The sequence below is a fragment of the Pseudomonas sp. URMO17WK12:I12 genome (assembly GCF_000514395.1).
Taxonomy (GTDB): Bacteria; Pseudomonadota; Gammaproteobacteria; order Pseudomonadales; family Pseudomonadaceae; genus Aquipseudomonas; species Aquipseudomonas mucoides.
In genome coordinates this window covers 229,381-243,225 of sequence record NZ_AZVV01000010.1, presented here as the reverse complement: position 1 = coordinate 243,225, position 13,845 = coordinate 229,381, and the positions used below count along the sequence as shown (strand labels likewise).

The 13,845-nt window shown below is 61.2% G+C and carries 15 protein-coding genes; 5 read left to right on the top strand and 10 right to left on the bottom strand.

The genetic code is table 11. The annotated features are described in order from the left end of the window. Positions 1-23: 23 nt before the first annotated feature. The 5 genes from D882_RS0115380 to D882_RS0115360 form a co-directional block, all read right to left on the bottom strand. Positions 24-1,334 carry an MFS transporter gene (locus D882_RS0115380; protein ID WP_027924070.1) on the bottom strand — a complete coding sequence of 437 codons (1,311 nt, stop codon included), beginning with the start codon at positions 1,332-1,334 and terminating at the stop codon, positions 24-26. Between the two features lie 169 nt (positions 1,335-1,503). Then, on the bottom strand, positions 1,504-2,652 hold the full coding sequence (gene dgoD / locus D882_RS0115375) for a galactonate dehydratase (RefSeq protein ID WP_007903915.1): 1,149 nt from the start codon (positions 2,650-2,652) through the stop codon (positions 1,504-1,506). Positions 2,653-2,699: 47 nt separating this feature from the next. Continuing rightward, complete coding sequence (locus tag D882_RS0115370; RefSeq protein WP_027924069.1) at positions 2,700-3,320, bottom strand: 2-dehydro-3-deoxy-6-phosphogalactonate aldolase; 621 nt, start codon at positions 3,318-3,320, stop codon at positions 2,700-2,702. 19 nt (positions 3,321-3,339) lie between these two features. Next, positions 3,340-4,332 carry a 2-dehydro-3-deoxygalactonokinase gene (locus tag D882_RS0115365; protein ID WP_027924068.1) on the bottom strand — a complete coding sequence of 331 codons (993 nt, stop codon included), beginning with the start codon at positions 4,330-4,332 and terminating at the stop codon, positions 3,340-3,342. A gap of 155 nt (positions 4,333-4,487) precedes the next feature. After that, a complete protein-coding gene (locus D882_RS0115360) occupies positions 4,488-4,970 on the bottom strand; it encodes a GNAT family N-acetyltransferase (RefSeq protein WP_027924067.1) in 483 nt (160 codons plus the stop codon). A 146-nt stretch (positions 4,971-5,116) separates the two neighbouring features. Here D882_RS0115360 and D882_RS0115355 point away from each other — a divergent pair, with 146 nt between their 5' ends. The 5 genes from D882_RS0115355 to D882_RS0115335 all read left to right on the top strand — a co-directional run bounded on the left by D882_RS0115355 (position 5,117) and on the right by D882_RS0115335 (position 8,215). Beyond that, positions 5,117-5,770: an HD domain-containing protein gene (locus tag D882_RS0115355; protein ID WP_027924066.1), complete on the top strand. Its 654-nt coding sequence runs from the start codon at positions 5,117-5,119 to the stop codon at positions 5,768-5,770. Between the two features lie 112 nt (positions 5,771-5,882). Then, positions 5,883-7,088: an MFS transporter gene (locus D882_RS0115350; protein ID WP_027924065.1), complete on the top strand. Its 1,206-nt coding sequence runs from the start codon at positions 5,883-5,885 to the stop codon at positions 7,086-7,088. An 83-nt stretch (positions 7,089-7,171) separates the two neighbouring features. Then, positions 7,172-7,510, top strand: coding sequence for a hypothetical protein (locus D882_RS0115345; protein WP_027924064.1), 339 nt, complete (start codon positions 7,172-7,174; stop codon positions 7,508-7,510). Between the two features lie 44 nt (positions 7,511-7,554). Continuing rightward, complete coding sequence (locus tag D882_RS0115340; protein ID WP_027924063.1) at positions 7,555-7,809, top strand: hypothetical protein; 255 nt, start codon at positions 7,555-7,557, stop codon at positions 7,807-7,809. 25 nt (positions 7,810-7,834) lie between these two features. Then, on the top strand, positions 7,835-8,215 hold the full coding sequence (locus D882_RS0115335; protein WP_027924062.1) for a termination factor Rho: 381 nt from the start codon (positions 7,835-7,837) through the stop codon (positions 8,213-8,215). 130 nt (positions 8,216-8,345) lie between these two features. Here the strand turns inward: D882_RS0115335 and D882_RS0115330 are convergent, their stop codons facing one another. The 5 genes from D882_RS0115330 to araH form a co-directional block, all read right to left on the bottom strand. Further along, positions 8,346-9,263 carry a PfkB family carbohydrate kinase gene (locus D882_RS0115330; protein WP_027924061.1) on the bottom strand — a complete coding sequence of 306 codons (918 nt, stop codon included), beginning with the start codon at positions 9,261-9,263 and terminating at the stop codon, positions 8,346-8,348. After that, positions 9,256-10,722, bottom strand: a complete 1,467-nt coding sequence (locus D882_RS0115325) for a cytosine permease (protein WP_027924060.1) — start codon at positions 10,720-10,722, stop codon at positions 9,256-9,258. The genes D882_RS0115330 and D882_RS0115325 overlap by 8 nt, the downstream gene beginning before the upstream one ends. Positions 10,723-10,941: 219 nt before the next feature. Beyond that, positions 10,942-11,940, bottom strand: coding sequence for an ADP-ribosylglycohydrolase family protein (locus tag D882_RS0115320; RefSeq protein ID WP_027924059.1), 999 nt, complete (start codon positions 11,938-11,940; stop codon positions 10,942-10,944). After that, a complete protein-coding gene (locus D882_RS0115315; protein ID WP_027924058.1) occupies positions 11,937-12,650 on the bottom strand; it encodes a GntR family transcriptional regulator in 714 nt (237 codons plus the stop codon). The genes D882_RS0115320 and D882_RS0115315 overlap by 4 nt, the downstream gene beginning before the upstream one ends. Positions 12,651-12,872: 222 nt before the next feature. Next, on the bottom strand, positions 12,873-13,841 hold the full coding sequence (gene araH, locus D882_RS0115310; RefSeq protein WP_027924057.1) for an L-arabinose ABC transporter permease AraH: 969 nt from the start codon (positions 13,839-13,841) through the stop codon (positions 12,873-12,875). Positions 13,842-13,845: the final 4 nt, after the last annotated feature.

Here is a 13,845-nt window from a genome sequence, read left to right as displayed (position 1 = left end):
TTATGGTCGCCCGATGCCTGCCACTACAACTTGATACGCTCGACTTTGCCCACCAGCAAGATGTAGGAAAGCGCGCCAATCAATGCCAGCACCGAGATGTAGGTAATCGCCGGGGCAAACGAATCCCCGGTCGCCAGGAAACCGATGACAATCGGCGTGGTAATCGCCGACAGGTTGCCGATGAAGTTGAACACCCCGCCGGTCAGTCCCAGCAAACGCGCCGGTGCCAGCGTTGACACCAGTGACCAGGTGATCGACGCCAGCCCGTTGCCGAAGAACGCCAGTGCCAGGAACGCAATCACCAGCGGCGTCGACTCGACGAAGTTGGCGCCGATGATCGAGGTGGAAATCAGCAGGCCGCCAATGATCGGCAGCTTGCGAGCGAAACCCACCGTGTAACCGCGACGAATCAGGAAGTCGGAGAAGAACCCTGAGCACAACACGCCGACGAAGGCCGCGAGAAACGGCAACGACGCCAGCAGACCGGACTTGATGAAGTCCATGCCGCGATACTTCACCAGGTAGGTCGGGAACCACGTCAGGAAAAACCACAACGTCGAGTTGAGGCAGAACTGGCCGAGGTAGATGCCCCACAGTTTGCGTTTGGTCAGGACAACCCCTAGGTCGGTCCAGCTGAATTTCGCTTTGACTTTGGCTTGCTCGGCCTGGATATCCACCAACCCGCCGCCCTCGCGGATCAGGTCGATTTCGGCGTCGTTGGCGCCTTTGAAATCACGGGGCTCGCGGTACACCGCGTACCAGATCACCGCCCACAGAATGCCCACCGCACCGGTGCTGACGAACACCATGTGCCAGCCGAATTCGTGCTGAAGCCAAGCGAGAACCGGCGTCAGGAAGGCCAGGCCGACAAACTGCCCGGAGGTGTAGAAACCGATGGCCGTGGCGCGCTCGCGCTCGGGGAACCAGGTGGTGACCACGCGGCTGTTGATCGGGTACGCCGGCGCTTCCAGGGCCCCGACCGCCATGCGCAGGACGAACAGCGCGATGAAGCTGGCGGCGAAACCGAGCATCACGGTGGCAATCGACCACAGCAGCAAGGCGACGCTGTAGAGGATGCGCGGCGGCACACGGTCCACCAGCCAGCCACCGGGGATCTGCATGGCGGCGTAGGTCCAGCCGAAAGCCGAAAAGATCAGCCCGACGTGGATCGGATCGATGCCCAGTTCGCTGGTCAGCGCCGGGGCGGCGATGGAGAGGTTGCTGCGGTCCAGGTAGTTGATCACCACGGTGATGAACAGCAGGACCATGATGAAAAATCGCTTGCGACTGGGCGTCACCAACGACGCTTGCCCGGCGAGGGTTTGCGGTTGCATGAGGAGTGCCTCTTCTTATGTTTATTGAGGTCGTTCGAAAGACTGGCGCAGGCCTCTTGCAGGAGTGAGCCTGCTCGCGACAGAGGTGTGTCATTCAGCATTGATGTCACTGACACACCATCGCGAGCAGGCTCACTCCTACAGGGGATAGTGGTGAGTCAGAAAGCACTCACCACTCAGCAAAACTACCATCGGCATGGCGCCAGATCGGGTTGCGCCAGCGGTGGCCGACCGCCGCGCGTTCGATCACGTATTCCTCGTTGATCTCGATCCCCAGCCCCGGGCCATTCGGAATCTTCACGAAGCCTTTGTCGTAATCGAACACCCGCGGATCTTTCACGTAATCGAGCAGGTCATTGCTCTCGTTGTAGTGGATGCCCAGGCTCTGTTCCTGGATGAACGCGTTGTAGCAAACCGCGTCCAGTTGCAGGCACGCCGCCAGCGCAATCGGCCCCAGCGGGCAATGCAGCGCCAGCGCCACGTCATAGGCTTCGGCCATGTTGGCGATCTTGCGGGTCTCGGTGATGCCGCCGGCATGCGACGCATCCGGCTGGATGATGTCGACGTAACCTTCACTCAGCACACGTTTGAAATCCCAGCGCGAGAACAGGCGCTCACCGAGGGCAATCGGGGTGCTGGTCAGCGGCGCCAGTTCTTTCAGCGCCTCGTAGTTTTCGCTGAGCACCGGCTCTTCGATGAACATCAGTTTGTACGGATCGAGCTCCTTCATCAGCACCTTGGCCATTGGCTTGTGCACCCGGCCATGGAAGTCGACGCCGATGCCGACGTTCGGCCCGACCGCGTCACGCACGGCAGCGACGTTGGCCAGGGCGAGGTCGACCTTCTCGAAGGAATCGAGGAATTGCAGCTCTTCGGTACCGTTCATTTTCACCGCCGTGAAACCACGGGAAACCGCTTCTTTCGCCGCACGAGCGGTGTCTGCCGGCCGGTCGCCGCCGATCCACGAATACACACGAATCTTGTCGCGCACCTGACCACCGAGCAGATCGCTGACCGACACGCCCAGGGCCTTGCCCTTGATGTCCCACAGCGCCTGATCGATACCGGCCAGCGCGCTCATGTGGATCGCACCGCCCCGGTAGAAGCCGCCGCGATAGAGCACGGTCCAGATGTCTTCGATGTTGCGTGGGTCTTTGCCGATCAGGTAGTCGGACAACTCTTCAACGGCCGCCGCCACGGTGTGGGCGCGACCTTCAACCACAGGCTCGCCCCAACCGGTCACGCCCTCGTCGGTTTCGACCTTGAGGAAGCACCAGCGCGGCGGAACGATGAAGGTGGTCAGTTTGGTAATTTTCATTGTCTTGTCTCTCTTATTAGAGGCAGCGCTCACCGCGCCAAAAAGTCTTAGCGAAGGGCTTTCCAGGCAGCCACGTAGGCCTTGGCATTGACGGCCACGTCCTCTGGTGTCATTCCCGGTTTGAACAAGCCGGAACCGAGACCGAAACCTTTGACGCCCGCGTCGATAAACACCTGCATGTTGTCGGGCGTGATCCCGCCGACCGGCGCCAGAATGGTCCCGGCGGGCAATACCGCGAGCCAGGCTTTGACGACTGCCGGCCCCATCTGCTCGGCAGGAAACATCTTCAGCACGTCGGCACCTTCGGCCAATGCGGCAAACGCTTCGGTCGGTGTCGCCACACCCGGCGACAGGAACAACCCCGCCGCTTTCGCTGCGCGCAGCACTTTCGGGTCGCTGTGCGGCATGACGATCACTTGGCCGCCAGCGGCTTTCACCTGCTCGACCTGCTCCGGTGTCAGCACCGTGCCGGCGCCGATCAGGCAATCGGCGGGCAAGGTGCTGCGCAGGATGCGGATACTTTCGTACGGTTCAGGGGAATTGAGCGGCACTTCGATGACGCGAAATCCGGCGGCGTACAGGACTTCGCCGATGGCCGCCGCTTCTTCCGGGCGCAGGCCACGCAGGATCGCGATCAGGCCGTTTTGCGCCAAGGCGTGTTTGAGCATGTCAGACCTCCAGTCAGGTTTAACGGGATGGGTTGGAAGTGATCAGTCCGGCGGCAAGCGCCAACTGCCACAACCCGCGTTCAGTGGCTTGTTCGGCCAGCGTCACCCGGGCAAACCCGCAGGCGTCGAGGGCCCGGCTGTAGCGGGCACAGAGGTGGGCATTACCGATGAGGATGATCGAAGGCAGGTGCACGCTATTGCGCCGACGCCGCTGGGCCGTCGCCAGCGCCGACAGCTCATGACCGATCAACAAGCCCGACAGATAATCCGCCTGGGCCGTGGCGCTCAGATCACCGGTCAGCCCCAGGCTGCGGGCACTGAACACCGTCGACAGCGGACCGATTTCGCCGTCTGGCGACAACGCCACTTGCACACCACGATCAAAAGCCTGGCCATCGAAGGACGCGCCCTGCTGCTGGGTGCGCCCCAAAATGCTGTGTTCGCTGAGCACGGCGAAGATTTCGCCGGTCATGAAGGTATCGAAATGCACGATGCAGCCGTCGGCCACTTCCACCCATTTCGAATGACTGCCCGGCAGGCCGATCAACAGGTCGCTGCCCGCCTCGCTCGACAGGGTTTGCAGAACACCAAGGACCTGGGTTTCCTCGCCGCGCATGACATTTGGCAAACGCGACCGCTGAATCACACCCGGCACGATGTGCACATCGACACCGCGAAAACTGCGAACCGTTTGCAGGGAAGTGCCGAGATTGGCGACGTTCGCCGGTGTATCGCGGTAAGCCGCTTCACGCCAACCCTGGGCGCTGCCGACCATGCCGCAGGCAATCACCGGCAAATCCGGCTGTGCATCGAGCCAGTCACCGCACGCCTCATCGAAGGCCAGTTCGAAACCGTCGGCGCACTCCTGACCGTTAATGATTCGCGGCGTGCGCGGCAGCTGCATGATCCCCGACGACAGCGAACGCTGTTCGAGCACCTGGCCACCTGCGGCGAGTTTGTAAGCACGTAATGAGGTTGTCCCCCAATCGAGCGCGATCAATTGCGCCAGCATCGCTTCACCTGTTTTGTTTATTGGCAGTGAGTGAGCCGGACTATAAACCCGGAAGCAGGATAATCTCAATATATAAATATCACTCCCATATATTGGGATAAGCGCAAAAAAATCGCAGCTCATGGCTGCGATCTTTTAAACGACAAGGCTGACGATCAATTACCCTCGGCAAACTCGCGCAACACCTTTCCATCCATCCGATACCGCACCCACTCTTCCTGCGGCTGCGCGCCCAGCGATTTATAAAACTCGATCGCCGGTTTGTTCCAGTCCAGCACGCTCCACTCAAACCGTCCGCAATCATTGGCGCAGGCGATTTTCGCCAGGTGGCGCAGCAAGGTTTTACCCGCCCCGCCGCCGCGTTGTTCAGGGGTGATGTAAAGGTCTTCGAGGTACAGGCAGTTGCTGCCGAGCCAGGTGGAGTAGCTGAAGAAGAATACGGCGAAGCCGATCGGCAGGCCGTCGCGCAGGCAGATCAGGCCGTGGGCGGTGGCGCCTTCGCTGAACAGGCTGCGCTCGATGTCGGCGACGCTGGCGATGACTTCGTGGCGGGCACGTTCGTAGTCGGCCAGTTCAGTGATGAACCCGAGGATTTGCGGTGCATCGCTGGGGGTCGCCGGGCGGATCTCGATCGTCATGGGGACGTGCCTTCGTCAAAGGTTGAAAACGCCATACTAAGTTGCCACGCTGCGTCCGTCACATGGGAAATTGATCCTGAATCATGGCCCAGCTGCTACACAGGGTTGTGTTGTGGCTGAAAACTTTTTCACTTAACAGGATGTTTATGAACACTGATGCTTTCGCGCCGCTGCAAACCCTCGCCGCTGACTTGCTGCCCCATGCGCTGGAGCCTTCAGAGGACGGCGCCCATGACCTGTCGCATTTGCAGAGGGTCTGGCACAACGCGCGCACAATTCACGCGCAGGAAGGCGGCGATCTTGAGGTGTTGCTCGCGGCGGTGCTGTTGCATGATTGTGTGGCGGTGGAGAAGAACTCTCCGCTGCGTTCGCGAGCATCACGACTGGCCGCCGAAAAAGCATCTGTCGTATTGGCCGACCTGAATTGGTCACGCGCCAACATCAGCGCAGTGGCCCACGCCATCGAAGCTCACAGCTTCTCCGCCAACATTCCCGCGGCATCGCTCGAAGCGCAAATCATGCAGGACGCTGACCGCCTTGATTCCCTCGGCCTGCTCGGTGTCGCGCGCACGTTCTACGTTGCCGGGCGCATGGGCAGCGCGTTGTACGACCCGCTGGACCCGGACGCACAGCATCGCGACTACGACGATAAACGCTTTTGCCTCGACCATTTCCAGACCAAGCTGCTGCACCTGGCGGACGGCTTCCAGACCGCAACCGGTCGAGACCTGGCGCAGATCAGGCATAAGCGCCTGAAGGGTTTCATGGAGCAATTCAAGGAAGAGATCGGCGCCTGCTGAAGGCGATACTCCGGCGAGCACTAACCCTGAAATCGGTAACCACAGACCTAACATCGGCGCCCTCCGTGATAGATAGATAACGCTCACGTCTATCGGGTCAAGGAACCGCGTCATGTCCAGCGCAACACCCCCAGTCTCCAGCCGGTTGTTCGGTCTGTTTTGCCTCGCCAGCTATTTGCTGTCGCTGTCCTATGGCGCAACGTTTTTACTGTCGTTGCTGATCGGCTCACGCGGCGGCAATGAACACGATGCCGGCAGCGTGATTTCGGCGGCCATGCTCAGCACCTTTGCGGCGGTGATCGTCTCCGGGCATTTGTCTGACTGGCTCGGTGCTGCGCGGTCGATTGCCTTGTTTGGCGTGTTGCTGGTGGCGGCCAGTCTCGGCTTCGCCTTGACCCCGGGCTTCGGCAACCTGCTGCTGTTTTTCGGACTGTTGCTGGGGCTGGGTTGGGGCGTGTTCTACACCCTCGGGCCGATCATCGTGGCCAGCCTGGTGACGCCGGCCCAACGCGCCAAATACTTTGCGTTGCTGTCGGGCAGCATGATGACCGGGATTGGCAGCGGCCCGTTGCTGGGGCGTGCCGCCAGCGCCCTCGGTTATCCGGTGACCGCCGCGTTTTACCTCGCCGCACTGGCCAGCCTGATCGGCGTTTTACTGTTCTGGCGACTGGATGCACAGCTCAAGAAAGCGCCCGCGCCTGCCACTTCGGTCGCACGGATTTCCTGGCGCGCAACGGCTCAAGTGCTGTCGTCCAAAGCTGTGTTCCCGATCATCATGGTCGGTCTCGGCGGTTGCGTGTTCGGCGGTCTGTCGAGCTTCCAGACCAGTTACGCCGCATCCCGTTCGCTGGACTACTCACTGTTCTTTTTCGGCTTCATGGGCGCGGCGATCAGCAGCCGCATGTTGATCGCAGGCATCGTGGTCAAGCGTGACCCGTTCCGCGCCTCCTGCCTGTTGTCGGGCCTGATGATGGGCTCGATTGTGGTGTTTGGTTTCGTGGTCGACAGCGGGTTCAGCTATGTACTGGCGGCGGTGATGCTCGGTGTCGGATACGGGCTGACCTATTCGGTGATCAATGGCCTGGCGGCCAACGAAGCGCCGCACGGCACGACCTCACAAGCCTTGCTGTTGTTCAGCCTCGCCTACTTCATCGGTGTGTTTGGATTTCCTTTGCTGGCGGGGACAATCATCGTTGAACACGGGATGCCGACGCTGCTGCTGACCGTGTTGGCCGTGGCTGTCCTGAACTGGCTGATCACCGTGGGCCGGTTGATCTGGCGTCGGTTTGCGCCGGCTAAAGCCGTGCAGCCAGCCTAGACCGTTCGTCGTTCCTCAGGCACCAATGCAAATCCCGGGCGGACCAACATCAGGTAAGGACTCTATTAAACGGAGACGATGCCATGTTCATGTCCAGGTTGACCGCCCTCGCCCTCACCACGCTGCTGTCCTCTGCCGCATTCGCCGCGACACTCGCTGAAGGAACCGGCCCGACCAACCCGGTCGAGGGCCCGAAAGCGCCCGCCATCCAAAGCGCACCCGGCATGAACACCAACGGCTCCGGCATCGACAACAGCCTGCCGCCCTCCACGGGCACTGACCCACGGACTCAGGGCAACGACGCCGGCCGTCAAGGCGGGCTGAATTTGCCCGACACGCGCACACCCGATAACGCCGGCAGTGGCATCGGCTCGAAAACCACCACCGGCGGCTCGGGTTCCGAAGGGGCCGCCAATCAATAGCTCGCCGCCGCGAGCAACCTCTCCACCACCATCCAGAGGTAAGCATGAACGACGATAACAACCTGGAAAAAGAAGTCCTGATCCGCCTGCTGCACGCCCACCCAAGTGGCTTGGGCAAGGAGGTCCTGGACAATTATCGCGGGGAGAAAGTCGTGGCCAGCACCCTCGCCGCCCTGCAGGACCGAGGGCTGATTCAACACGGCCACGTGACGTGCAACGAAGCGGGTGAGCACTCGCTGAACCTGCCGATCAAGCTCAGTTGCGCCGGGGTTGAAGCGGCACGCAAACTGGAAATCTGAACACTCTGAAGCCAGGAGAGATCCCATGCGTCGTGGAAGCAAAGACAAATACACCGCCGAGCAAAAGCGCAAGGCCGAGCACATCGAAGAAAGCTATGAACACAAAGGTGTGTCCAAGGATGAAGCCGAGGCCCGCGCCTGGGCCACGGTGAACAAGCAGTCGGGTGGCGGTGAACGCGCCGGGGGTTCCGGGCGCAAGAAACCGGCCAGTGCCAAGTCCGAGGATCGCAAGGAATCATCGCGGCGGGCGGTGGCGACCCGTGAAGGCCATTCGCGTAACAGCAAGGCTTCGCGGGATACGCAGACGGTTGATAGCCTGATGAAAGAGGCTCGAGCGAAGCAGATTCCCGGGCGGTCCGGGATGCGCAAGCAGGCGTTGATTGAGGCGTTGCGCAAGGCTGGGTAAATTCAGAATCTGCGGTGAATTGACTGGCCCCTTCGCGAGCAGGCTCGCTCCCACATAGGATCAGTGCACGACGCAGATCAACGGTAGGAGCGAGCCTGCTCGCGAAGGCTATCGTTCAACGCCATCAATCTTACGGATTGATTAAAGCATCCACCTCAGCACTCCCCGGCGAAGTCGCCGGCCCCCACCGAGTGACCGCCAACGCCGCCGCGGCATTCGCCCGGCGCGCCGCCTCAACCGCCGACAATCCATGCGCCAACCCGGCCACAAACACCCCGGCATGCGCATCGCCCGCCCCGTTGCTGTCCACCGCCGTCACCCTGAAACCCGGCACATGCTGACGCTCGCCACGCTGGCTGATCCAACACCCTTGCGGCCCATCGCGCACCACCATCAACACCTCGGCGGGCAGGTGATCGCCCAAAAGATCCAACGCCTGGGCAATATCCGATGCACCGGTAAATCGCAGCACCTCAACGCTGTTGCTGGTCCAGATATCGATGCGCGCCAGCAAGGCTTTCATCAACGGCTCATCCGGTGAATCCACCAACGGCCCCGGATCGAACACCACGTTGATGCCTTTCGGCAAATCCAGCACCCAATCCACCAGCGCCTTCGCCTTGCCTACTTGCAGCAGGCTGTAGCCACTGACGTAGACATAGTCGCCCGCCTCGGCCGGCACGCTGGCCAGGTCCTCGGCGGTCAGTTCGCCTTCGGCGCCGATGTAGGAAATGAAACTGCGTTCGGCCGAGGCATCCGTCACCGCCACGCACAAACCCGTGTCCCGGTCTGCGGGTTGGGCGATGCCGATCCGAATGCCTTCCGCCTGCATCGCCTCACGCGCCAGATCGCCGAAACGCCCGGTGCCATGGCGCCCGAGGTAGACCACGGGCAAGCCATTACGCTGGGCCGCAGCCATCACATTGAAGCCGCCGCCGGCTTCGAAACTGGCGGACTTCGCCAGCACGTCGCCGCCGGTTTGAGGCAATTTATCCACGGCCATGGCCAGGTCGATGATGACCTGGCCGGTGTGCAACAAATTAGGCATGAGCATTCTCAGTCATGGCGGCGCGGCGATCCTTGGCGCCACCGAGTACAAAATAAATCCCGCCGGCCACCAGGAACGTGACGATCCAGCCCAGGCCGTTATGGCCCAGCCACGAGTTGGACAGGAAACCACGGAACCACACCGTCTGTTCGGTGGTGCCGATGGTGGTAAAGCTGAAGCCCAACACGATCGCCACGGCCCATGCACCGAAGGCGCGCCATTCGATACCACCGCTGTACCAGTAAGCGCTGCTCGGGCTGACGTCCAGCAGGTCTTTGGGGCTGTAGTAATGACGGTGAATCAGGTCGACGACGAAAATCCCGACCCACGCGGTGATCGGCACTGCCAGCAAGGAAATGAAGGTAATGAACGGACCGTAGAAGCTGTCGGCGATCAGCATGAAGTAGATCGAACCGGCGAAGATCGCGACGATATCCACTACCACCGCGTACACACGCTTGACCTTCAAACCGAGGGTCAACGTGGTCAGGCCAGCCGAATACACCGACAGGTTATTCGACAGCAGCAAGCCGCCGAACGCGGTGATCAGGTACGGCACGGCCATCCAGGTCGGCAGCATGTCGCGGATCGCGATGATCGGGTCAGTGGCGGAAGCCAGGTCATTGTTACCCACCGACAACAGACCGCCAAGAGTGATCAGCAACACCAGTGGAATCCCCGCACCGAACGCTGCCGACGCCACCAGGCGCACCGCTTTGACACTGCGATGCTGGTAGCGCGACATGTCGGCACCGGCGTTGGCCCAACCGATCCCGGTGCCGGCGGCCATCGTGCCGACGCCGATGATCATGGCGCTCAACGGTGCAGGTGTGGCGTTGAACACGGCGCTCCAGTCGATGGTGGCGCAGAGGAAACCGCCGACCACAATGTTCAGCGCGCCGAACACGTAGGTCGCCCACTTCTGAATCACCAGCAGCGTGGCGTGACCGAGGCCGGACACCGACAACGTCAGCAACACGAAAATCGCGATAAACAGCAACGTCAGAACCGGCGCGCTTTTGGCTTCTACGGGCGATCCGAACAGGATCGAGCACAGCGACAGCAACACGAACGCGGCAGTGGTGGTGTTGACGGTTTCCCAGCCCAGGCGCGACATCAGCGAAACCAGGGTCGGGCCGATATTGCCCCGTACGCCGAAGATGGCTCGCGACAGGGTCAGGCTCGGTGCGCGGCCACGCCGACCGGCGATGGAGATAATCCCGACCACCGCGAACGAACCGGCAGCGCCGAGGATCGCAACGATGATTGCCTGCCAGATCGCCAGGCCACGAAACGCCACCAGCGTGGCGCCCAACGGCAGGCCGAGGATGGAAATGTTGGCGGCGAACCAGACCCAGAACAGTTGCAGCGGATGCCCGTTGCACTCCGCTTCCGGCACCGGTTCGATGCCGCGCGTTTCCAGTTGCCCGGCACTTTGCCCGGCGGTTGATGAACTCATGAAAATACTCCTGTTGCCTTGTTGTGATTATGGGCAATGACGGAAGACGACAACTACAGCCCGGCTGTCCTGGCCAAGTCAGTGCGATCCATTGCGGTGAAAAATTCAAACAAGGGGCGCGCCTATCGCGGGCAAGCCCGCTCCCACAGGGACAGTGTGTACCTCAAGGTTTGCACTTTACCTGTCGGAGCGGGCTTGCCCGCGATGGCGTCAGCCCAGTCAACGCAAAGCCAAAAGCCCTTGCACCAACGGTTCCAATTCAAGGCCATTAACCGCTTTGACCTTGTCGATCATCGCCACCGGCCAACTCTCAAGGCCCAGGCAAGCCCCCAGCATCGCGCCGAGAATCGCCGCCATGGTATCGGTGTCACCGCCCAGTCCCGCAGCCATGCACACCGCTTCAAAGGCACTCATCTCGCCAATGGCCACTTGCTGCGCCAGGGCAAACGAGACCACCACCGATTCCTGCGAGGCCACCGAGGTGCCAATCACGTCGTACATCACGTCCGCCAGCAGCGCCTTGTCGCTGTCGACACTAATGCTGCGTGCCCAACTGATGCGCGAGGCAATCCGTCCGCCCGCCACCCAGTGACCACGACCTTCGGCTTGCTGCGCGATCTGCTGGCCGAGGTTCAGCGCTTCGCCCAAATCCATGCCATTGATCCCGGCAGAAATCACCGCCGCCACCGCCGCCGCGCTGGAGATGCCCAGCGTGGTGTTGTGGGTGACCTGACACGCCTGCACCACCGCTTTGATGAAACGCTCCGGGTCGGCGACATCCGCCGCAATGCCGACCGGCGTGATGCGCATCGCTGCGCCATTGGTGGTGCCGTAACGCCCCGCTTCTTCCGGCGAATGACCGGCGAGGATCATCTCGATCGCCCGCTTGGTCGAAGGCCCGAGCAAGTCCTGCGAGCCCTTGGCCTGCATCTCGGCTTCCCATTCGATCAGCCGCTGCGCGAGCACCGTCGGCTCGATCCGTCCCTCACCCTCAATCAGCAACTGACCGACCAGAATCGCCTGTTCGGTGTCGTCGGTGATCGAGCCCTTGGGCATGTTGGCGGCGATCGGTTGATCGGGGCCGGCGTCTTCCAGATCGGTGATTTCGCCGAAGCGCGCCTTGATTTCGGCGCGGCTCAGGGACTGGGTCGGCATGCCCAGCGCATCGCCCAGGGCCAGTCCGTAGAACGCGCCCAGGGCACGATTGAGCGCAGTCATTTCGGGGTTCCAAATTGCAGGTGCAGGCGAAAATGTACGGGATCGAGCAGACTTTCGACTTGCTCCATGAAGCGGTTTTGCCGGTCGTAGGTGGTCCGCAGCGCCTTGAGGAATACGGTGCCCACCGGACGCCCCAGCAATTCGGCGTCTTCGGCATTCAGGGGTTCGGCGCCGATCCATTGATCGCCGCGTTCGCCGATGTAGCCGTAGGCGGCCAGGGTGATGGTCAGTGAATTGTCGATCAGGCCAACGCGCGGCAGGCTTTCCAGGCCACCGGTCGCGGGCATCAATGAGCGTTCGAGGGAGACCAGCGTGCCGTTGTTGGAGCGGCGGCGCCGGTCGAGGGTGATGAATTGGTCGGTGCCGAAACGCGGCAACAGGTCCGGACGCGTCACCGCTTCCAGCCGCAGCACTTCGGTATTGATCAACGCTCCGCTGTCGGCCAGCGCCTGGGCCCAGCCGCTGCGCTGATCGAGCACCACACCGTCGAAGGTGACGATGGAACCGACACCACTTTGCGTCGCAATGTAGTTGCGCCGTTTCAACTCGGCGAGTGCTTCACGCAGCGTCCCTCGGCTGACTTTGAATTCTTGAGCCAACTGATGCTCGCCCGGCAGCAGAAAGCCGTCCTCCATGAGGCCGCTTTCAATGCGCCGGATGAGTTCGTCGACCACCCGTTGTTTCTTGTCAAATCGTACCTGTCTAATCATGTACAAAGAAATAGCCGAAACGGGTCCGTGCGGGCAAGGGATATTTCAGGAAAGTGACGGGAGGACGCGGTTGTACGCGATAGAGGGGTGATTCAGATACACCGCCATCGCGGGCAAGCCACGCTCCCACCGGTTATGTGTCAGTCGCATAATCCGTGCACGACACATGACCTGTGGGAGCGTGGCTTGCCCGCGATGGCGTCAGCTAAGACAGCACGAGTCTCAGCGTTGTTTGAGTCGGTCGATGACGACCGCCAACAACAGGATCGATCCACGAATCACATACTGGTAAAACGTATCGATGTTCTTCAGGTTCATCGCATTTTCAATAATCGCCAGAATCAACACCCCGGCAATTACATGCCGGATCATGCCGATCCCGCCGCTCAACGACACCCCGCCCAGCACGCAAGCCGAGATCACCGTCAGCTCAAAACCCTGGCCAATCATCGGCTGCCCGGAGGTCATGCGCGACGCCAGGATCACCCCGGCCAACGCGCCAATCACGCCATGCACGGCGAAGATGAGGATCTTGGTCCGGTCAACGTTGACCCCGGCCAGCAACGCCGCTTCCTGGTTGCCCCCGATGGCCATGGTGTTGCGCCCGTAGGTGGTGTAGTTCAGCAGCCAGCCGAAAAACAGGAAGCAGACGATGGTGATCAGGATCGGCACCGGCACGCCAAACAACTGGCCATTGCCGAAGACGAAGAACTGTTCTTGCGAGACGCCGACCGCTTTGCCATTGGCAAAGATGTAAGCCAGACCGCGAACAATCTGCATGGTCGCCAGCGTGGTGATCAACGCGTTGACCCGCAGCTTGGCAATCACGATCCCGTTGATCAGCCCGACAATCAGGCCCATGAACAGTGCTGCCGTCACCCCAAGAAAGACGCTGTCGGTGTCGCGCATGACCACCGCCGCAACCACACCGGCACAGGCAATCACCGAGCCCACGGACAAGTCAAAATGCCCGGATGCCAGGCAATACAACATGGTGCACGCGGCGATGCCGGTGGTGGAAATCGCCAGGCCCAGGCCGCGCATGTTCAGTGGCGAGAGGAAGTTGTCGATCAGTAACGTGCAGAGCACGAAGATCCCGACGGCTGCCAGCAGCATCACCCAGTCATCGAGAAAGCGTCGCAGGTCCAAGGGTTTGCGCTCGGTAGGCAGCGCGTTGTTTTGGGTTGTCATCATA

What these genes read in the sequence shown, in the direction of transcription:
- D882_RS0115355 (WP_027924066.1), top strand. Translation starts at nt 5,117, where the DNA reads ATGAACACTGATGCTTTCGCGCCGCTGCAAACCCTCGCCGCTGACTTG.
- D882_RS0115330 (WP_027924061.1), bottom strand. Translation starts at nt 9,263, where the DNA reads ATGCCTAATTTGTTGCACACCGGCCAGGTCATCATCGACCTGGCCATG.
- D882_RS0115345 (WP_027924064.1), top strand. Translation starts at nt 7,172, where the DNA reads ATGTTCATGTCCAGGTTGACCGCCCTCGCCCTCACCACGCTGCTGTCC.
- D882_RS0115365 (WP_027924068.1), bottom strand. Translation starts at nt 4,332, where the DNA reads ATGCTGGCGCAATTGATCGCGCTCGATTGGGGGACAACCTCATTACGT.
- D882_RS0115320 (WP_027924059.1), bottom strand. Translation starts at nt 11,940, where the DNA reads ATGACTGCGCTCAATCGTGCCCTGGGCGCGTTCTACGGACTGGCCCTG.
- D882_RS0115360 (WP_027924067.1), bottom strand. Translation starts at nt 4,970, where the DNA reads ATGACGATCGAGATCCGCCCGGCGACCCCCAGCGATGCACCGCAAATC.
- D882_RS0115315 (WP_027924058.1), bottom strand. Translation starts at nt 12,650, where the DNA reads ATGATTAGACAGGTACGATTTGACAAGAAACAACGGGTGGTCGACGAA.
- araH (WP_027924057.1), bottom strand. Translation starts at nt 13,841, where the DNA reads ATGACAACCCAAAACAACGCGCTGCCTACCGAGCGCAAACCCTTGGAC.
- D882_RS0115380 (WP_027924070.1), bottom strand. Translation starts at nt 1,334, where the DNA reads ATGCAACCGCAAACCCTCGCCGGGCAAGCGTCGTTGGTGACGCCCAGT.
- D882_RS0115325 (WP_027924060.1), bottom strand. Translation starts at nt 10,722, where the DNA reads ATGAGTTCATCAACCGCCGGGCAAAGTGCCGGGCAACTGGAAACGCGC.
- D882_RS0115350 (WP_027924065.1), top strand. Translation starts at nt 5,883, where the DNA reads ATGTCCAGCGCAACACCCCCAGTCTCCAGCCGGTTGTTCGGTCTGTTT.
- dgoD (WP_007903915.1), bottom strand. Translation starts at nt 2,652, where the DNA reads ATGAAAATTACCAAACTGACCACCTTCATCGTTCCGCCGCGCTGGTGC.
- D882_RS0115370 (WP_027924069.1), bottom strand. Translation starts at nt 3,320, where the DNA reads ATGCTCAAACACGCCTTGGCGCAAAACGGCCTGATCGCGATCCTGCGT.
- D882_RS0115340 (WP_027924063.1), top strand. Translation starts at nt 7,555, where the DNA reads ATGAACGACGATAACAACCTGGAAAAAGAAGTCCTGATCCGCCTGCTG.
- D882_RS0115335 (WP_027924062.1), top strand. Translation starts at nt 7,835, where the DNA reads ATGCGTCGTGGAAGCAAAGACAAATACACCGCCGAGCAAAAGCGCAAG.